The 18,633-nt window shown below is 72.7% G+C and carries 14 protein-coding genes and 1 pseudogene; 4 read left to right on the top strand and 11 right to left on the bottom strand.

The genetic code is table 11. The features are described 5' to 3' along the window. Positions 1 to 217 precede the first annotated feature (217 nt). Entirely contained in the window at positions 218 to 1,153 is a 936-nt protein-coding gene (locus ACWDNY_RS06920) for a LysR family transcriptional regulator (RefSeq protein WP_451644665.1), read from the bottom strand. A 94-nt stretch (positions 1,154 to 1,247) separates the two neighbouring features. Here ACWDNY_RS06920 and mdlC point away from each other — a divergent pair, with 94 nt between their 5' ends. The 3 genes from mdlC (at position 1,248) to ACWDNY_RS06905 (ending at position 5,867) form a co-directional block, all read left to right on the top strand. Beyond that, complete coding sequence (gene mdlC / locus ACWDNY_RS06915) at positions 1,248 to 2,828, top strand: benzoylformate decarboxylase (protein ID WP_451644664.1); 1,581 nt, start codon at positions 1,248 to 1,250, stop codon at positions 2,826 to 2,828. Between the two features lie 38 nt (positions 2,829 to 2,866). Then, on the top strand, positions 2,867 to 4,321 hold the full coding sequence (locus tag ACWDNY_RS06910; RefSeq protein WP_451644663.1) for a benzaldehyde dehydrogenase: 1,455 nt from the start codon (positions 2,867 to 2,869) through the stop codon (positions 4,319 to 4,321). Positions 4,322 to 4,610: 289 nt separating this feature from the next. Further along, positions 4,611 to 5,867 carry an MFS transporter gene (locus ACWDNY_RS06905; protein ID WP_451644662.1) on the top strand — a complete coding sequence of 419 codons (1,257 nt, stop codon included), beginning with the start codon at positions 4,611 to 4,613 and terminating at the stop codon, positions 5,865 to 5,867. Positions 5,868 to 5,973: 106 nt separating this feature from the next. Here ACWDNY_RS06905 and ACWDNY_RS06900 read toward each other — a convergent pair whose 3' ends face one another. From ACWDNY_RS06900 to ACWDNY_RS06860, 9 genes are all read right to left on the bottom strand, one after another. Beyond that, complete coding sequence (locus ACWDNY_RS06900; RefSeq protein ID WP_451644661.1) at positions 5,974 to 8,919, bottom strand: SpoIIE family protein phosphatase; 2,946 nt, start codon at positions 8,917 to 8,919, stop codon at positions 5,974 to 5,976. 238 nt (positions 8,920 to 9,157) lie between these two features. Further along, complete coding sequence (locus ACWDNY_RS06895) at positions 9,158 to 9,370, bottom strand: hypothetical protein (RefSeq protein ID WP_451644660.1); 213 nt, start codon at positions 9,368 to 9,370, stop codon at positions 9,158 to 9,160. A gap of 545 nt (positions 9,371 to 9,915) precedes the next feature. Next, on the bottom strand, positions 9,916 to 10,707 hold the full coding sequence (locus ACWDNY_RS06890; protein WP_451644659.1) for an enoyl-CoA hydratase/isomerase family protein: 792 nt from the start codon (positions 10,705 to 10,707) through the stop codon (positions 9,916 to 9,918). Further along, entirely contained in the window at positions 10,704 to 11,966 is a 1,263-nt protein-coding gene (locus ACWDNY_RS06885; protein WP_451644658.1) for a cytochrome P450, read from the bottom strand. The genes ACWDNY_RS06890 and ACWDNY_RS06885 overlap by 4 nt, the downstream gene beginning before the upstream one ends. Positions 11,967 to 12,284: 318 nt before the next feature. After that, positions 12,285 to 13,586 carry a cytochrome P450 gene (locus ACWDNY_RS06880; RefSeq protein WP_451644719.1) on the bottom strand — a complete coding sequence of 434 codons (1,302 nt, stop codon included), beginning with the start codon at positions 13,584 to 13,586 and terminating at the stop codon, positions 12,285 to 12,287. Positions 13,587 to 13,685: 99 nt separating this feature from the next. Next, entirely contained in the window at positions 13,686 to 14,288 is a 603-nt protein-coding gene (locus ACWDNY_RS06875; protein WP_451644657.1) for a GTP-binding protein, read from the bottom strand. Then, a complete protein-coding gene (locus tag ACWDNY_RS06870; RefSeq protein WP_451644656.1) occupies positions 14,263 to 14,637 on the bottom strand; it encodes a DUF742 domain-containing protein in 375 nt (124 codons plus the stop codon). Before ACWDNY_RS06870 ends, ACWDNY_RS06875 begins: the two co-directional genes overlap by 26 nt. Next, on the bottom strand, positions 14,634 to 15,035 hold the full coding sequence (locus ACWDNY_RS06865; protein WP_361496650.1) for a roadblock/LC7 domain-containing protein: 402 nt from the start codon (positions 15,033 to 15,035) through the stop codon (positions 14,634 to 14,636). The genes ACWDNY_RS06870 and ACWDNY_RS06865 overlap by 4 nt, the downstream gene beginning before the upstream one ends. Further along, the gene (locus ACWDNY_RS06860) at positions 15,032 to 16,237 is read right to left on the bottom strand and encodes an ATP-binding protein (RefSeq protein ID WP_451644655.1); all 1,206 of its coding nucleotides are present in this window, start codon (positions 16,235 to 16,237) and stop codon (positions 15,032 to 15,034) included. The genes ACWDNY_RS06865 and ACWDNY_RS06860 overlap by 4 nt, the downstream gene beginning before the upstream one ends. A gap of 688 nt (positions 16,238 to 16,925) precedes the next feature. On the opposite strand from ACWDNY_RS06860, the gene ACWDNY_RS06855 reads away from it, so the two are divergent. Further along, a complete protein-coding gene (locus tag ACWDNY_RS06855) occupies positions 16,926 to 18,380 on the top strand; it encodes a glyceraldehyde-3-phosphate dehydrogenase (protein WP_451644718.1) in 1,455 nt (484 codons plus the stop codon). 183 nt (positions 18,381 to 18,563) lie between these two features. Here the strand turns inward: ACWDNY_RS06855 and ACWDNY_RS06850 are convergent. Further along, positions 18,564 to 18,633, bottom strand: a pseudogene (locus tag ACWDNY_RS06850) (VapC toxin family PIN domain ribonuclease); the annotation flags it as partial.

Here is an 18,633-nt window from a genome sequence, read left to right as displayed (position 1 = left end):
TCCGCGTCGTCGCCGGGCGCGACGCCACGGCGTGACGGGCGGCCGCGGCCCGGAAGCCGGCGTGCCGCTGTGGCCGCGAGCCGAGACGCCACCGTGCCGCCATGGCCCACGGCCTGGACACCGGCGTCCGAACCACGGCCGCGCGCCGCCACCGGCCGACTGCGGCCGCGTGCCGCCACCGGCCGCGGCCGGGCGTGCGGCTCCCAGGGGTGTGCCGCTACCGGCCGGCGTACGGCGGCAGTTGGGCCGGGCTGACCCGCTCGCCCAGCACCTCGGTCATGAACTGCACCAGCCACCGCTGCGAGGGACTGCGCGAGGACTCGTGTCGGGCGTACAGGGCCACCTCGATGGGCTCGGTGTCGAACGGGAGCCGTACGAGGCGCAGGCCGTGCGAGGCGGTGAAGACCTCCCCGACGTACTCGGGCACGAGGGCGATGAGATCGGTCTGCTCCAGCAGGTAGGGCAGCATCGAGAATCGGGTGGCGTCCACGACGACCCGGTCCAGGAGTCCGTGCGCCGCCAGCACGGCCCGGGGCACCACGTGCCCGCTGGGGCCGAACACCGTCGCATGGTGCTCGGCCGCCAGGTCCGCCAGGGTGACCGCCTCGCCCCGGACCCGGGGGTGGTCGGCCGCGACCATGCCGACGTAGCGCTCGTGGAACAGCGGGATCCGCACCGTGCGGTGCGAGGTCAGCACGGGGGTGGCGACGAACGCGTCGAGGTCGCCGCGGCGCAGCTGGCTCTCGGCGTCCTCCACGTCGAGCGGACGGACGGTGAACGACACCCGCGGCGCGCGGGCGCGGGCCGCCGCCAGCAGGCGGGGCAGCAAGGTGGCCTCGCCGAGGTCGGACAGGGCGAGCGTGAAGCGGCCCGCCATGGTCGCCGGGTCGAAGGCGTCGGACTGCCGGATCGTTCCGTCGATCTCCGCGAGGGCGCGCTGCAGCGGCTCGTAGAGCCGGCGGGCCCCGGCCGTCGGCGTCAGGCCGCGCCCGGTGCGCCGGAACAGCTCGTCGCCGAAGTGCCGGCGGAGCTTGGCCAGGCTGTAGCTCACGGTGGGCTGGGTGACGTGGAGCGTCTCGGCTGTGGTCGTGACGCTCCCGGTCTCGTACAGCAGCACGAAGACGCGGGCGAGATTGAGGTCGAAGTTCCTCACATCGACGCACTCTATATCGCCACGTCGCAACATCTATTAGTGCTCTGGTGGGGCGTTGCCTAGCGTGTCCGGCGTCACCCCGAAAGGAACGTCCGTGCCAACCGTGCGCCGTGTCTCCCACGAGTTCCTGGAGCGCCAGGGACTCACCACAGTCTTCGGCAACCCGGGCTCCAACGAGCTGCCCTTCCTCGCCGACCTCCCGGACGGCTTCCGCTACGTCCTCGGTCTGCACGAGGGCGCCGTCGTCGGCATGGCCGACGGTTACGCCCAGGCCACCGGCCGTCCCGTCCTGGTCAACCTGCACGCGGCCTCGGGATCCGGAAACGCGATGGGCGCCCTCACGAACGCCGTGGCCTCGCGCACCCCGCTCGTGGTCGTGGCCGGCCAGCAGGTGCGGTCCGCCGTCGGCCCGGAGGCCAACCTGGCCAACGTGGACGCCCCGGCGCTGATGAAGCCCCTCGTCGGCTGGGCGGCGGAGCCGGCGTGCGCCGAGGACGTGCCGCGGGCGCTGGCGCAGGCCGTCTTCGAGGCACGGCTGCAGCGGCGCCCGACGTACCTGTCCGTGCCCTACGACGACTGGGAGGCGGAGGCCGGGGACAACAGCCTGGCGGTCCTCGACCGGCGGGTGCAGCGTGCGTCCGTGCCGGACGCGGAGCAGGCCCGCGCGCTGGTGGAGCAGGTCACCGCCGCCCGGCGGCCCGCGCTCGTGCTCGGCGGCGACATCGACTCGGCCGGCCTCTTCGACGACGCGGTCCGGCTGGCGGAGCGCCTGGGCGGTCCGGTGTGGGCGGCCCCGTCGCAGTTCCGGCTGCCCTTCCCGAACCGTCACCCGCTGTTCCGCGGGGTCCTGCCCGCGGGCATCGCCCCGGTCAGCGAGGCGTTCGAGGGCCACGACCTCGTGCTGGTGCTCGGGGCGCCGGTGTTCCGCTACCACGAGTACCTGCCCGGCCGGTACCTGCCCGAGGGAACGCGGCTGGTCCAGGTGACCGAGGACGCCTCCGCCGCCGCGCGCGCCCCGATGGGCGAGGCGCTGGTCGCGGACCCGGGCGCGGTGATCGACCTGCTGACCGAGGCGCTCGACGGGCACGCGACACCCGCGGACGCCTACCGGGCGGCGCCCGAGCCGCCCGCGGCCGAGGGATCGCGGGTGCACCCGGAGCAGGTCTTCGCCGCGCTGCGCGACGAGCTGCCCGAGGACACCGCGTACGTCGTCGAGTCGACCTCGACGAACTCCTCGTGGTGGCGCCAGATGGACCTGCGCCGGCCCGGCTCCTACTACTTCCCGGCGGCGGGCGGGCTCGGGTTCGGTCTGCCCGGCGCGGTGGGCGTCGCGATGGCCCAGCCCGACCGCCCCGTCGTCGGTGTGATCGGGGACGGCTCGGCCAACTACGGCATCACCGCCCTGTGGACGGCGGCCCAGCACCGGGTCCCGCTGACCGTCGTGCTGCTGCGCAACGGGACGTACGGGGCGCTGCGCTGGTTCGGTGGCCTCCTCGGCGTGCCGGATGCGCCCGGACTGGACATCCCCGGCCTGGACTTCACCCGCATCGCGGAAGGCTACGGCGTCCGCTCCCAGCATGTCGGCGGCGTCGCCGAACTGCGGGCCGCGCTCGCCGAGCGTCCCGGGCACCCCCGGCTCATCCAGGTGGACACCGCGCTCACCACCCCCTCCTGACGCAGACCGCTTCCACCCCTTGGCAGAAAGGGAAACCGATGACACTCCTGGACGACGAGGTCTGGGGCAAGCGCTTCTTCAGCGACGGCTGGCGGGAGTCCGCCCTCACCCATCAGGTGACCGAGCCCGCGACCGGGGACCAGCTCGGCCTGGTGGGCCTGGCGACCGCCGACGACGTGGCCCGGGCCGCCGCCCGGGCCGCCGAGGCGCAGCGCACGTGGGCGGCGACCTCCCCGCAGCAGCGGGCGGCCGTCCTGCGCCGCGCGGGTGAGCTCTTCACCGAGCACGCCGCGCGGATCGAGGACTGGCTGGTGCGTGAGGCCGGCTCCGTGCGGGCGAAGGCGGGCTTCGAGGTGCAGCTGGCCGTCGGCGAGTGCTTCGAGTGCGCGTCGCTGCCGACGCACCCGCAGGGCGAGGTGCTCACCTCGGAGGAGGCCCGCTGGTCGTTCGCCCGCCGCCGGCCCGCCGGGGTGGTCAGCGTGATCTCGCCGTTCAACTTCCCGCTCGTCCTCGGTCTGCGCTCGGTCGCTCCGGCGCTGGCCCTGGGCAACGCGGTGCTGCTCAAGCCGGACCCGCGCACCGCGGTCAGCGGCGGTGTCGTCATCGCGCGCGTCTTCGAGGAAGCCGGGCTGCCGGCCGGCCTCCTGCACGTGCTGCCGGGCGACGGCTCGGTGGGGCAGGCGGTCGTCGAGGCGCCCGAGGTCCGGGTCGTCTCCTTCACCGGTTCCACGCCGGTCGGGCGGGCGATCGGCGAGCAGGCCGGCCGCCTGCTGAAGCGGGCCCACCTCGAGCTGGGCGGCAACAACGCCCTCGTGGTGCTCCCCGGTGCGGACGTGCACAAGGCGGCTTCCGCCGGCGCGTTCGGCTCCTACCTGCACCAGGGCCAGATCTGCATGACGACCGGCCGGCACATCGTCCACGAGTCGCTGCTGGAGGAGTACACGGCGGCGCTGGCGGCCAAGGCCGAGGCGCTGCCGGTGGGCGACCCGGCCCGTGAGGACGTGGCGCTCGGCCCGCTCATCGACCGTCGTCAGCTGGAGCGGGTGCACGGCATCGTCACCGAGAGCGTCGCGGCGGGCGCGACCCTCGCCGCGGGCGGCGAGATCGCGGGCGCCGGCTACCGCGCCACCGTCCTGACCGGCCTGACGACCGGGATGCCGGCGTGGCGCGAGGAGATCTTCGGACCCGTCGCCCCCGTCATCGGCTTCTCCACGCTCGAGGAGGCCGCGCACATCGTCAACGACTGCGAGTACGGGCTGTCCGTCGGCATCCTCGGGGACGTCGGAACGGCGATGAAGCTCGCCGACCGCATCGACTCCGGCAAGGTGCACATCAACGAGCAGACCGTCAACGACGAGCCGAACGCGCCCTTCGGCGGGGTCAAGGCCTCCGGTACCGGGTCCCGCTTCGGCGGTGCCGCCGCCAACGTGGAGGCCTTCACCGAGACCCAGTGGGTGACTGTCCGCCCGGACATCGCCGACTACCCGTACTAGGGTCTTTCGTTCGGATCAGGCCGGATCAGGGAGCGGGGTCCGGTGAGGGGGGCACCTCCCGCGCCGTTCAGGCAGTGGGGGGAGCATCGCAAGGCTGAGAAGGTCGCCATGGCGGAGCCGTGGCAACCGACGACAACGCGGCGAGGCACGGCGCCAGACCCCGCGAGCCCGGCGTGATGCGAACGAGAGGCCCCAGGGCGCCCTCCCTGCCGTTCACCGTCCCCGCCGGACGGGTCACCGTCCCGTCCGGCGCCCCCATCTCCCGTAGCTGCCTCAGGGAAAGACCACCATGTCATCCATCACGTCCTCCGACGCGCCGGTGCAGACCGGCACCGACAGACGCAACACCTGGACGGTGATCCTGTGCTGGATCACCGTCCTGCTCGAGGGGTACGACCTCGTCGTCCTCGGCGCGATCATCCCGACGCTGCTGAAGACTCACCACCTCGGCATGACCGCGGGCGACGCGACGACCATCGCGACGCTCTCCCTCGTCGGCGTGGCGATCGGCGCCGTCTGCGTCGGCCCGATGGCCGACCGGCTGGGCCGGCGCCTGCTGCTCATCGGTTCGGTGGTGCTGTTCTCGCTGTTCACCATCCTGGTGCCGCTGGCCGGCTCGGTCACGATGTTCGCCGTGCTCCGTCTCATCGCCGGCCTCGGCCTCGGCGCCTGCATGCCGGTGTCCCTCACGATGATGGCCGAGCACATGCCCGCCGCCCGGCGGGCCAGGGCCAGCACCCTGACGATGACCGGCTACCACACGGGGGCGGTGGTCACCTCGCTGCTGGCGCTCAAGGTGACCGACCACTGGGAGATCCTCTTCTACGTCCTCGGCATCGCGGGCTTCGTGGTCGCCGGCATCCAGTGGTTCCGCCTGCCGGAGTCGGAGGCGTTCGTCCAGACGAAGCGGGCGACCGGGTCGCAGCGCGTCCCGTTCACCGAGCTGCTCAAGCCCGCCTACCTGCGCGCGGGCATCGGCGTCTGGGTCGCGTCCTTCATGGGGCTGCTGCTCGTCTACGGCCTGAACACCTGGCTGCCGAAGCTGATGAACGACGCCGGCTACCCCGTGCCCACGGCCGTCACCCAGCTCCTCGTGCTCAACGTCGGCGGCGTCGTCGGCCTGGTCCTCGGCGGCTTCGTCGCGGACCGGCGCGGCATCAAGGGGACCGCGCTCGGCTGGTTCGGGGTCTCCGTGGTCATGCTGGCGTGCCTGAGCGTCAAGATGAACAGCGACCTGCTGCTGAACACGGTCGTCTTCCTCACCGGCGTGTTCGTCTTCTCCGCGCAGGTGCTCGTCTACGCCTACGTGACGAACTTCTACCCGGCCTCCGTCCGCGGCACCGCCCTCGGCTCGGCCTCGGGCATCGGCCGGCTCGGCTCGATCGTCGGCCCGTCGATCACCGGTGCCCTGGTCACTGCCGGCATCGGCCACCCCTGGGGCTTCTACTTCTTCGCCGCCGTCGCGGTCCTCGCCTTCGTGGCCGTGCTGACCCTGCCGCGGCGGGCCGGGCACACGCCGGCGGAGGCCGCCGAGCCCGCCGTCTGACGATCCGGGGGCGACCCGCCCCACACCGTGCGGCAGCGGCACGGGCCCGCATCGGGGTCCGTGCCGCTGCCGCACCCGGTCCGTCCGCGCCGGTCCGCGCTGTCGGTCACCCGCCCTGGCGCTCGACGGGCTCGACGGGCTGCGGCCCGGCGGGCTCGGGCACGGCGGGCCGGCACTCGGCGGGCCCGGGGGCGCCGGCGGGCGCCGCCCGCCGGGACGGCGCGGCAGCCGCGCAGGGGTTCTCGATCCGGCCCACGGGCCCTGCCCGACGGCCCGCGTCCGTCTCCGCGTCCCGCTCCCCGTCCGTCCCCGTCTCCGCAGCCGCCTCGCCGTTCAGGACCGCCTCCGCGTCCGCGGCCGGGCCGGGAGCAGCGAAGCCCTCCGGCAGGGACTGCTCCGCCCAGATGACCTTGCCCTGGGGCGTGTACCGCGTGCCCCAGCGTTCGGTCATCCGGGAGACCAGGAACAGCCCCCGGCCGCCCTCGTCGGTCGTCGCCGCGTACCCCAGGTGCGGGGCGGTGCTGCTGCCGTCGGCCACCTCGCAGGTCAGCGTGCGGTCGAGGATGAGCCGTACATGGATCGGCTCGCAGCCGTAGCGGATCGCGTTGGTGACGAGTTCGCTGAGCACGAGTTCCATGGCGAAGCCGAGTTCGGTCAGGCCCCACTCGTCGAGCTTGTCGGACAGTGCCAGGCGCACCCGGGAGACCGCGGCCGGATCGGCCGGCACGTCCCAGTGGGCGATCCGGTCGGCCGGCAGCGCACGGGTGCGGGCGATCAGCAGGGCCACGTCGTCCTGGGGCCGGTCCGGCAGCAGCTCGTCCAGCACCGCCTGGCAGCTCTCGTCGGGCAGCCGGTCGGGGTGGCCGGCCAGGGCCTTGCGCAGCAGCTCCATGCCCACGTCGAGGTCACGCGCGCGGTCCTCGATGAGGCCGTCGGTGTAGAGGACCAGCCGGCTTCCCTCGGCGAGTTCGAATTCGGCCGTCTGGAAGGGCATCCCGCCGAGGCCGAGCGGCGGCCCGGCCGGCAGGTCGAGGAAGGCGGCGCTGCCGTCCGGGTCCACCACCACGGGCGCCAGGTGCCCCGCCCGCGCCATGGCGCAGCGGCGCGTCACGGGGTCGTAGATCGCGTACAGGCTGGTGGCGCCCACGACGGCCGCGGCGCCTCCCGAGCTCGCCTCGTCCTGGTCGATCCGGCCGACCAGGTCGTCGAGGTGGCTCAGCAGTTCGTCGGGCGGCAGGTCGAGTGTGGAGAAGTTGTGCACCGCCGTACGCAGCCGTCCCATCGTGGCGGCCGCGTGCAGGCCGTGGCCGACGACGTCGCCGACGACCAGCGCCACCCGGCTGCCCGGCAGGGGGATCACGTCGAACCAGTCGCCGCTGACGCCCGACTGGGCGGGGAGGTAGCGGTAGGCGACCTCCAGCGCGCTCTGCTCGGGCAGGGCCCGCGGCAGCAGGCTGCGCTGAAGGGTGACCGCGAGGGTGTGCTCACGGGTGTAGCGGCGGGCGTTGTCGATGCTCACGGCGGCGCGGGCCACCAGCTCCTCCGCCAGGGACAGCTCCTCCTCGTCGAAGGGGCCGTGTTCCTTCAAGCGCCAGAAGTCGGCCATGCCGAGCACGACGCCGCGGGCCCGGATCGGGGCCGTGATCAGCGAGTGGATGCCGTAGTCCATGATCTGTGCGGCGCGCGCGGGATCCTGCGCGTGCCAGTCCCGCGCCGTCGACAGGTCGGTCACCAGCTCGGCGCGGCCGGTGCCGTAGCCGCGTCCCTGCGGTGTGGACGGCAGGAAGTGGATCAGCCGGCCCTTCTCGTAGAGCGGGTGGTCGTCCCGGACGCCGGCCATGGCGATGCGGCGCATCCCCGTGGTGGCCGGCGCGCCCGGCTCCTCGCCGTCCAGCACGGCGTCGGCCAGGTCGACGGTGGCGAAGTCGGCGAAGCGCGGGACGGCGACCTGCGCGAGTTCGTCGGCCGTCCGGGCCACGTCCAGGCTCGTGCCGATGCCCAGGCCGGCGTCGTAGAGCAGCTTGAGCCGCTCCCGGGCCAGCTCGGCCCGGCCGGAGAGGACCTGGAGCTCCGTGGAGTCGCGCAGGGTGACCACGGTGCCCGCGGGGCCCGGGCCGCGGTCCGTGGGCCGCTGGCTGACCGCCAGCAGGCGCGGTCCGGCGAACAGCACCTCGTCGGTCGCCTCGCGCCCCGAGGTGAGCAGTTCGACCATGCCGGGTTCGAGGAGCGCCGGCTCGGTGACGTGCCGTCCCTCGGCGTTGGCGGGGAGGTCCAGCAGCTGCCTGGCCTCGTCGTTGGCGAGGACCAGCCGGCCGTCCTCGCCGATGATGAGCACGCCTTCGCGCACGGAGTGCAGGACGGCGTCGTGGTGGTCGTAGATGCGCGTCATCTCCTCCGGGGCGAGGCTGTGGGTCTGCCGGCGCAGCCGCCTGCCGACCAGCGCCGTCACCCCGGTGGCCAGGCCGAGCGCGCCCGCCCCGGCGGACAGGATGATCGGGAGCTGCCGGTCGACCTGGTTGGTCACGTTCCTGACCTTGAGGCCGGCGGCGACGAGCGCGGCGACCTTGCCGTCGGGGCTCTTCACGGGGACGACGGCCTGCACCTCGCGGCCGAGCGGGCCGTTGACGCTCTCGGTGTGGACCTTCCCGGCCCGCGAGGGGGCGATCGTGCCGACGAACCGTTGGCCGATCCGGTCCGGCAGGGGGTGGGTGTAGCGGATGCCGTTGGTGTCCATGACCACGATGAAGTCCACCCCGGCCGTCTTCCGCCCCGCCTCCGTCAGCGGCTGGAGCACTTTCGACGGCTGCGGACCGCGCAGCGCGGCGAGCACGCCCGGGGAGTGGGCGAAGGTCTGCGCGACGGCCACGGAGCGGCGCTTGGCCTCGGCCTGGGTGTCGCGCTCGGACTGCAGGACGAGTGCGAAGACGGCGAAGGCCACGAGCAGCACGACGAGCGCCACCTGCAGCACGAACACCTGCCCGGCGACACTCCGCGGGCTCTTTCCCGCCAGCGAACGCGATATACGCCGAAGTCGGGCAAAACGGTCTGCCATTCCGCCTTTCTAGCACTGCCGGTCCCGGCCGTCACGGCCCCGGCGAACTGGATCACCGGCGAGGCGCACTGCGGCGCCCTCCTCACCCGGGCCACAGCCCTCCTCCGGCCCCGGCGGCACCGGCGGCTCACCGCGCCGATGGGCCCGGGCGTGCGGGCAAACGGGCCACCCGGCCATCCGTCGCCATGTCCCGGGCCCCGCCGCGGCCACGCTCGGGTGACCGCGCGGCGGTCCGGGATCACCGCCGGTGCGAGCCCTGGGGCGGCGAGGAGGGGTACGGCGGCAGCGCACCGGCGGCGGGCGCGGGGCGCCGGAAGGCGTCCGAGGGGTGCCCCGTCCGCATCACCCCCTCGAGTTCGCGCCGTATGCTCTCGGCCGCGTCGCGAACTCGGGCGGGCACGTCACCGCGCTCGGCGACGAGCTGGTGATAGATGGGGGCGTCCTGGAACACGTAACTGAGCCTTCCTGTCTGCGGTTTCACCGCACTGCAGCAGTTGCCGAGTCTAGTGCCGCGGCAGGCGACGTCTGCCCGTCAAGGAGCGGCGTCGTTCACGGCCCGCCACCCGCGCCCACGGGGGTGCGCCCGGGTCGTGGTCCCGCGTCGTACGCCGGGCCGCGTTCGCCGGGGCTCCCGCCCTGCGGGCGCGGCGGCACTCGGGCAGGTCACACCGGTGCCTGGTGCCGCTGCCGTCCGCGGTGGCGCCGCCGCCCCGGCAGACCGGGCCGCACGGCCCGGCCAACCGTCGCCCGCACGGCCCGGTGTCCCCGTGCCCACACCGTCGGCCGGCCGCCCGCGCGGAGGGCGGCCCGTGCCCGCGTAGGTCGCCCGTGCACGCGCAGGTCGGCTCGCGCCCATACGGCGGCGGCCCGCGTCGGTCGTCGGTTCCCGCCCGGTCAGCCCGCCCCCCGCGCAGGCCGGCCCGCCCGGACAGGTCGGCCCGCGCCCGCGCCCGCGGGGTCAGCCGGAGTTCGCGCGGGTCGGCGTGCCCGCGCGGGTCAGCCCGCTCCGCGGGCTGCGTGCGCCTCCGCCACGACCGCTGCCATCAGCTCGGCGTCGAGCAGGGAGGCGTCGGCGAGGCGGGTCGGGGCGCTGAGGGAGTTGAGCAGCGTCTTGGTCACGCGCAGGGCCGCGGTGGGGCGCCTGAGGACGGGCCTGGCCCAGTCGGAGACGGCCGCGTCGAGGGCGTCGGCGGTGACGGTCCGCTGGAGAACGGACAGCGACCTGGCCTCTTCGGCGGTGAAGACGCGGCCGGTCAGGATCAGCTCGCGGACCCGGGCGGCGCCCGCCTCGCTGATGAGGCGGGGCAGCAGTCCGCCCCATGCGGTGGGCAGCCCGAGGGCGAGCTCGGGCAGGCGGAAGGTGGCGTCCTCCGAACCGACGCGCAGGTCGCAGGCGAGCGCGAGGGCGAGACCCGCCCCGATCGCCCTGCCGTGCACGCGGGCGATGGTGACGGCGGGATTGGCGGTCAGGGCGTCGCACACCCGCCGGGCCTTGGAGGCGGAGACGCGGACACCGGCGGCGGTGGGATCGTGGGCGAGGTGCTGGGCGAACTCGGTGCGGTCGCCGCCGAGACAGAAGTCGTCCCCGGCGCCGGTGAGCACGACCACCTTCACGGCCGGGTCCTGGTCGTGCAGGACGGCCAGCAGGTCGTCCAGCATGGCCTCGGTGACGGTGTTGCCCTGCTCGGGAGCGTTCAGCTCGACGGTGAGGACGTGGCCCTGCCGCCGGGTGCGCAGGGTCTTGAGTATCCGTTCGTCCGGGTCGGTGGTCAGGGGCAGGGCAGTCATGTCGTCACCTTCAGGGAAGTCACGCGTCGGAAGACCATACGCGGCGCGTAGGCCGGCGGTGCGGTCGGCCTCAGGGTGCTGAACCGTTCCAGCAGCTGGGTGAGCAGCAGGCGGGCTTCCAGGCGGGCCAGGGCGGCTCCCAGGCAGTAGTGGGCGCCGCCGCCGAAGGTGAGGTGGCTGCCGCCCCGGCGGATGTCGAAGACCTCGGGACGGTCGTTGCGGCGCGGGTCGTGGTTCGCGGCGCCGTAGAGGACGTGGACCATCGTGTCCCTGGCGACGGGCACGCCGGCCAGGACGGTGTCGTCGGCTGCGACGCGGGAGTTGAGGTGGATGGGCGGGTCGTAGCGCAGGACCTCGTCGATGGCGTCGTCGATGTGCTCGGGGTGCCGGCGCAGCCAGCCGGCCCGGGCGGGGTCCTGGGTGAGGAACCACACGGCGTTGGTCAGCAGGGTCGCCGTGGTCTCCAGCGAGGCGATGGTGATGAACATCGTCAGGTCGTAGAGCACCTGGTCGGCGGCCGCGCGGTCGTCCGGGTACCGGGCGTCCCAGTCGTGGATCCAGCCGGTGAGGACATCGTTGCCATGCTGCGCCCGGCGCCGGCGGACGAGGTCGGTGAAGAAGGCCCTCATCTCCAGGGTGGCCTGGGCGGAGACGGCCAGTTCGCTCTTGGTGGGCAGCAGTTCCTGGGCATGCACCTGGCGGTGGGTGAAGCCCAGGATGTGCGGGTAGTGCTCGGCCGGGATGCCGAGCCATCCGCCGACGGTGTGAATGGGCAGCCGTTCGCTGACGGTGCTGACGAAGTCGGCCTCGCCGTCCTCGCGCAGCCGCCGTCCGAGGTCGTCGAGGAGGCGGGTGACGTGTGCGGTGATCGCGGGCCGCAGGGCTTCGAGGGTGCGGCGGTCGAACAGGTTGCCGAGAGCGCGTCGTTGACACGTGTGCACGGGCGCGTTGAGCCGGGACAGGGTCCGTGTCATCTCCCGCGTGGCGGGGGCCTGCCAGCGTTCCGGGTCGGGTCGGCGCTCCTGCCAGGCGAAGTCCGGGGCGAGCCAGTTCCTGCCGCGCAGAACCTGGCTGCAGGCGTCGAATCCGGTGACGAAGTAGCCGCCCCAGGGGGCGGGCACCACGTCGCCCAGGGCACGGAACTCGGCCCAGACGGGGTGGGGGTCGGCCTGGCCCTCGTCCGAACGCAGGCGGCGCAGGAGGGAGATGACGGCTCGGCGGTCGGTGGTGGTGCCGCGTATGTCGCCAACGGCGGTCACGCGAAGCTCCTTTGTGCTGGGCGCTACCGGTACCGCCGGAATCTACCCCTCCTCTCACCTGCGTCATGCGCCGCTGCGTGTTGCTCCCGTCACATGCCGTCGACACGGGAACGCGCAGGTGTGAATCGTCCGGGTCGCGGTCCGGGCACACATGTACGCCGCGTCACCACCGGCGGCCGGCTCCGCGGAGTTCCTGACGGGCACGCGCAGGTGACCCCGTGGCGTCGGCACCCCTCCGCCCCGTGACCGCACGCACCCGCCCGCACGGCCGCGCTGCTCCGACGCCGCCTCCAGGGCGGCGTGGACGCGCGGCGGGTGTCAGACCCGGAAGATGTCCAGGAAGCTGCTCCAGAAGCCCTTCCTCCTGGCCGGCTCACGGCGGGCGACCGTGGTCGAGGCCGTCGGGAGCGGCTGTTCGGCGCCGGCCGCCGTCTGGTTCTGGCGCATGGACGCCATGCGGGTCGCCGGCGTCGGGCTGAACGCCACGGGCAGGGCGACCAGGGCGCGGTGGAACGGTCCGGGCCGCCACTGCAGGTCCCGCTCGGGCGCGGCGAGCGTCATGTCGGGCAGGGCGTTGAGCAGCCGTTCGATCGCCGTGGTGGCGATGACCTGCGCCGGGTCCTTGGCCGGGCAGGCGTGCGGGCCGGCTCCCCATGCCAGGTGGGCGCCCTTGCTGTGCTTGCGGCGGGCCTCGGCGAGCGCGGGGTCGCTGTTGGCCGCCGCGAAGCTGATGACGACCGGGGTGTTGGCGGCGGCCACCACTCCCCCGAGGTCGACGTCCTGGACGGGGTAGTGGGTGGCGTAGTTGGCTATCGGCGTCTGGTTCCACAGGACGTGGTCGAGCGCCTCCTCGATCAGCATGCCGGCGGCCCGGCCGCCCTCGCTCGGCGACAGCAGCAGGAGCAGGGCGTTGCCGATCAGGTTGCGCTCGGGCTCGACGCCGGCGCCCATCAGCATCACCAGCTGGTCCTTGAGTTCCTCGTCGGTGAGTCCGGCGGGGTGCTGGATCAGCCAGGAGGTGACGTCGTCGCCCGGCTGGCGGCGCTTGAGGGCGATCAGCTCCATCAGGCAGGCGGTGAGTTCCTCGTTGGCGCGCAGGGCGTCCTTGCCGTCGAAGATCGCCGACATGGAGCTGGTGAGCCGGTCACCGATGTCGGCCGGGCAGCCGAAGAGCTTGTTGAACAGCAGCAGCGGCAGCAGCTTGGCGTAGTCGTTGAGGAGGTCGGCGCGGCCGAGTTCGCTGAACCGGTCGATCAGGTAGTCGGCGATCGGCTCCACGTCGCGGCGGATGCGGGTCATGTTGAGCTTGGCGAGGGTGTCGGTGACGGCCTTGCGCAGCCTGAGGTGCACCGCCCCGTCGGTGAACAGGCAGTTGGGCCGGTAGGCCATCATCGGCAGCACGGGGCTGTCCATGCTGATGCGGCCTTCGGCCAGGGCGTTCCAGCGGCGGGCGTCCCGGGCGAAGAGCGTGGAGTTCTGCAGCACGCGCAGGGCCACCTCGTGTCCGACGACCAGGGTGGCGTCGACGCCGGGGGCGAGTTCGACCGGTCCGGCCGGGCCGTGGGTGCGAAGGCGGTCGTAGACCTGCTGGGGGTCGGCGGCGAACGCGGCGTCGTGCATGGGGCATCTGCCGCCGGCGGGGGCGGACACTGTCTGACGGTCCATGAAGATCCTTATGCTGGTCCCGGACCTCGCGGTCCGGCGGGTGGGCGTGGCGTATCAGGCTGCGCGGTCGAGCAGGTGACGCACCAGCGCGATCAGCGCCCGGGCGGAGGACTGCCGGTCGCGGGCGTCGCAGTAGACCACGGGGGTGTCGGGGAGCAGGTCGAGCGCCTCGCGTACCTCGGACTCCTCGTACGCCCTGTCCGGCGTGAAGCTGTTGACCGCGATCGCGTACTCGAGTCCGTATCCCTCGACCAGGTCGATGACGGGGAAGGTCTCCTCCAGCCGGGCGGGGTCGACCAGCAGGAGCGCCCCCAGCGCGCCGCGGGCCATGTCCTCCCACAGCTGCATGAAACGCTGCTGGCCGGGGGTGCCGAACAGGTAGAGGACGAGTTCGTCGCTCAGCGTCAGGCGGCCGAAGTCCAGGGCCACGGTGGTGGTCGTCTTGTCCGCCACGCCCCTCAGGTCGTCCACGTGCAGGGACGCCTTCGTCATCTTCTCCTCGGTGCGCAGCGGGGTGATCTCCGACAGCGATCCGATGAAGGTCGTCTTGCCCACGGCGAAATGGCCGACGACCAGGATCTTGGCAGCGTTGGTCACCGCGCTGGAGACGTAGATGGATCCATTGGCCGTCTCAGCCGATGAGGGAGTGGAGTCCATTCAAAACCTTCTCGAGGATCGCTCGGTCAACGTTCTGCGCTCTGGGCGGCTCGGCCCGGCGCAGGAGGTGCCCCTGTTCGAATAAATCGGTCAGCAGGAGCCGGGCCACCCCGACCGGCAGGCCCAGGTGGCCGGCCACTTCGGCGACCGACAGGTAGCCTCCCGCGCACAGGTTCCAGATCGCCTTGACCTCGGGACCGGCCCCCAGCGGAAGAGTCCGCTCGGGAGCCAGGGTGACCAGGGTGTGCAGCGCCAGGTCGTCGCCGGTCGGCAGGCTCCGCCCGCCGGTGATGACGTAGGAGCGGACGAAGTCGCTGGTGACGGACCCTTCCTCGCCGGGGGTCGTCATGCGCCGACACCGTTGTCCGAGCGCGGCGCCACACTCATCGCCTTGCTCAGCGCGGCCACCGTCTTCTGCATCCGGAACGACATGGCCTCCATGTCGACGTCCAGCGCGGCCGAGACGGCGAGGTAGGCGCCCGAACCGGCGGCGATCAGGAAGATCCAGCCGCCGTCGTACTCCAGCAGCGTCTGCTTCCATATCCCGTGGCCGGAACCGACGAAGCCGGCGACGGCGCGGCTCAGTGACTGCATCGAGCTCATCGCGGCGGCGTTCGTCTCCGCGTCGTCCCGCGAGATGTCGTCCGACCGCTGCAGCAGCAGGCCGTCGCCCGAGACGAGGACTGCGTGGCGGGCCCCGCGCACCTCGAGCACGTCGTTCAGCACCCACGACAGATCGGTGTTCACTGGTTGTCAGGTCCTTCCGTGGTGTTCGTGGTCCGACCGAGCTGAGTGCCGCGGGCGAAGGCCCCGAGACGCGATGCCGTGACCTCGCTGTCCGGCTCGGATGTCGCGTCCTCGGCCGTGCCGGCGTCGGGAGCTGGAACGACCGAGACGGGGCCCGTCCGGCGCCGGCGCTTGGGCAGGCCGCCCTGCGTCGTGCCCACCACGTGCGAGGGGCCCACGACCGGAACCGGCGCCAGGCGCTGGAGTGCGGGTTCCTGGTCGTCGGTGTCCTGCGTGCCGGTGGCGGGCGCGGGGGCGTCGGCCGCGAGGAGCTCCTCGGGTACACGAATCACTGCACGCACTCCGCCGTAGGGGGAGACCGAGCCGACGGAGACAGTGAAGCCGTAGCGCGCGGCGAGCATGCCGCACACGGCGAAACCGAATCGGGGCGGGTCGCCGAGACTGGTGATGTCGACCGGGCCGTCGGCGGACAGCAGGGTCGCCGCCCGGTCCTTGGTCTCCTGGTCCATGCCGAGGCCGGCGTCGTCGACGATGAAGCAGACACCGGTGGGCACGGCCTGGATGTTGACCTCGACCGGGGTGCCGGGGGCGCTGTAGTTCGTCGCGTTGTCCAGCAGCTCGGCGAGGACGACCGCGATCGGTTCGACCGCCTTGCTGGAGATGGAGACGTTGACCTGGGAGTGGACGCCGACCCGGTCGAAGTCCTTGATCCGGCCCTGCGCGCTGCGGGCGACGTCGTAGACGGTGGCGGCGCCGTCGCGCCGGCCCAGCCATCCGCCGCAGAGCACCGAGATGCCCTTGGCGCGGCGGCCGAACTGGCTGCCCGTGTGGTCGACCGACATGAGGTCGGCGAGGACCTCCGTGTCGTTGCCGTACTTCTTCAGGAGGCTGTCCAGCAGGACCTGCTGCTCCTCGGCGAGGGACTGCAGGGTTCCCATGGCGGACTTCAGCACCGCCTTGGTCGCCGACTCGGCGTCCGCGCGGACGTCGGCGAGGTCGCGCTGGTGCTGCGCGCCGAGGGCCGACACGTGGGCGTGGAGCTGACCGGCCTCGCCGCGGGCCTCGGTCAGCCCTGTCTCCAGGTCCTTCCTCGCTCTTCGGAGCGCCATGTTGGTTCTCCGCGCCCGCATCACTGCGATCACCGCAGCCGCGAGCACCACAATCAAGATCCACAACAGTGGATCCTGGATCAAAGACGTCATGAGACTCTCTTCAAGTCGCATCGCGACCAGCGTGCGTGGGCAGCCCACCGGTCCGGGCCGAGGTTCAGCTCTCGAACACCCGCGCACCTACCGGCGGACCACCACTCACTCCTTGGCGATGGGGCCTACGAGACTGTCCCCCGTACGCGTTCATGACACGCCGTCAGCCTACTGAAAAGCGGGATGATCTTATCAGCCGCATATGCTCAACGAGCTTGACGGGCACTGCAGTTGCAGACCATCACAACAACCACACACCCATCCTTGCATGAAGCGGAACCCGCGGGCGGACGGCCTCCCCGGCCCGGCACCCGACCCCGCGGGCACGGCGCACCGGGCGGTGACTCGCAGGGAAAGGACGGGTGAACTGCCCGGATCCCTCGGGGCCGCCCGGGCCGACGGGGCCCGAGGGACGCGGGCGCGGTCACCGCATGAGCCCCGCCCACCCACGGCGGTCCCGGAAACCGCCCCGGCCAGGGGCCTGCGGAATGCCGGACCGCATGCCCGACGCACATGTGCGACCGGAACGGCGGCATCTCCCCTCCACCCCGCCCGCGTTGCGCCCTTCCTCCTCGCGGCACCCCGCCATGCCACCCGGACCGGAGCACCCGGGTCAGGACACCCGGCGAAAGATCATCAGAGCGTGGGCTTAGCATATGAGCGCCACCTAGCTCGAAAGATGACTCCTGTGACTGTCAACGACGACGCGTTCACCGACTGGAAGACCCGCGAGGAGATCGCGGAATCGATGATCCCGATGATCGGCAAGCTGCACCGGGAACAGGACGTCACCGTCCTGCTCCACAGCCGCTCCCTGGTGAACAAGTCGGTGGTCAGCATCCTCAAGACCCACCGCTTCGCCCGGCAGATCGCCGGCGAGGAGCTCTCGGTGACCGAGACCCTGCCGTTCCTGCGGGCTCTGACCACCCTCGACCTCGGCCCCTCCCAGATCGACATCGGCATGCTCGCCGCGACGTACCGGAGCGACGGCCGCGGCCTGTCGGTCGAGGAGTTCACCGCGGAGGCCGTCGCCGGCGCGACGGGTGCCAACAAGATCGAGCGCCGCGAGCCCCGCGACGTCGTCCTCTACGGGTTCGGGCGCATCGGCCGGCTCGTGGCGCGGCTGCTGATCGAGAAGTCGGGCTCCGGCAACGGCCTGCGGCTGCGCGCCATCGTCGTCCGCGGCGGCGGCGAGCGGGCCGCCGAGGACATCGTCAAGCGCGCCTCGCTGCTGCGCCGGGACTCCATCCACGGGCAGTTCCAGGGCACCATCACCGTCGACGAGGCCGGCGGCGCGATCATCGCCAACGGCAACGCGATCAAGGTGATCCACGCCGACGACCCGACGTCCGTGGACTACACCGCGTACGGCATCGACAACGCCATCCTGATCGACAACACCGGCAAGTGGCGCGACCGCGAGGGCCTGTCGAGGCATCTGCGCCCCGGCATCGGCAAGGTCGTGCTCACCGCGCCGGGCAAGGGCGACGTCCCCAACATCGTCCACGGCGTCAACCACGACACCATCAAGCCGGACGAGCAGATCCTGTCCTGCGCCTCCTGCACCACCAACGCCATCGTCCCCCCGCTGAAGGCGATGGACGACGAGTACGGCGTCGTGCGCGGTCACGTGGAGACCGTCCACTCGTTCACCAACGACCAGAACCTGCTGGACAACTACCACAAGTCCGACCGCCGCGGCCGTTCGGCGCCGCTGAACATGGTCATCACCGAGACGGGTGCCGCCTCGGCCGTCGCCAAGGCGCTGCCCGACCTCAAGGCGCGGATCACCGGCAGCTCGATCCGTGTCCCGGTGCCGGACGTCTCGATCGCGATCCTCAACCTCCAACTGGCGCGCGAGACGACCCGCCAGGACGTCCTCGACTACCTGCGCGAGGTGTCGCTGACGTCGCCGCTGAAGCGCCAGATCGACTTCATCAGCGCGCCCGACGCGGTGTCGAGCGACTTCATCGGCTCGCGCCACGCCTCGATCGTCGACGCCGGCGCCACCAAGGTCGAGGGCGACAACGCGATCCTCTACCTGTGGTACGACAACGAGTTCGGCTACTCCTGCCAGGTCGTCCGGGTCGTCCAGCACGTCTCCGGCGTGGAGTACCCGACCTACCCGGCCCCGGCCGTCTGACGCGGCGGGGCGGGCCGGTCCGGCCGTAGCCGTAGGAACGGGCGGCGGTGCGGCGGCGGGTGGGGGGCGGCCGATGCGGCCGCCCGCCGTCCCGCCGCCGCACCGCCGCCCGCCGTCGTCAGAAGGCAGGGCGGGGCGGGGGCGGGGCCGCCGGGTGCGACGGGGCCGGCCGGCCTGCCGCGCCAGAAGGTCGACGGCACCCGCAGAGCGATGCTGACCGCGCTGGGTGAGCTTGTACTGGGCGGTGTCCACC

The organism is Streptomyces sp. NPDC003697 (genome assembly GCF_053587115.1).
This window is presented reverse-complemented; position numbering and strand designations above follow the sequence as displayed.

Bases quoted from the DNA above. Each gene is read 5' to 3' on its own strand.
- ACWDNY_RS06905 (WP_451644662.1), top strand. From the start codon at position 4,611: ATGTCATCCATCACGTCCTCCGACGCGCCGGTGCAGACCGGCACCGAC.
- ACWDNY_RS06860 (WP_451644655.1), bottom strand. From the start codon at position 16,237: ATGACGTCTTTGATCCAGGATCCACTGTTGTGGATCTTGATTGTGGTG.
- ACWDNY_RS06870 (WP_451644656.1), bottom strand. From the start codon at position 14,637: ATGACGACCCCCGGCGAGGAAGGGTCCGTCACCAGCGACTTCGTCCGC.
- ACWDNY_RS06900 (WP_451644661.1), bottom strand. From the start codon at position 8,919: ATGGCAGACCGTTTTGCCCGACTTCGGCGTATATCGCGTTCGCTGGCG.
- ACWDNY_RS06880 (WP_451644719.1), bottom strand. From the start codon at position 13,586: ATGCACGACGCCGCGTTCGCCGCCGACCCCCAGCAGGTCTACGACCGC.
- ACWDNY_RS06875 (WP_451644657.1), bottom strand. From the start codon at position 14,288: ATGGACTCCACTCCCTCATCGGCTGAGACGGCCAATGGATCCATCTAC.
- ACWDNY_RS06910 (WP_451644663.1), top strand. From the start codon at position 2,867: ATGACACTCCTGGACGACGAGGTCTGGGGCAAGCGCTTCTTCAGCGAC.
- ACWDNY_RS06890 (WP_451644659.1), bottom strand. From the start codon at position 10,707: ATGACTGCCCTGCCCCTGACCACCGACCCGGACGAACGGATACTCAAG.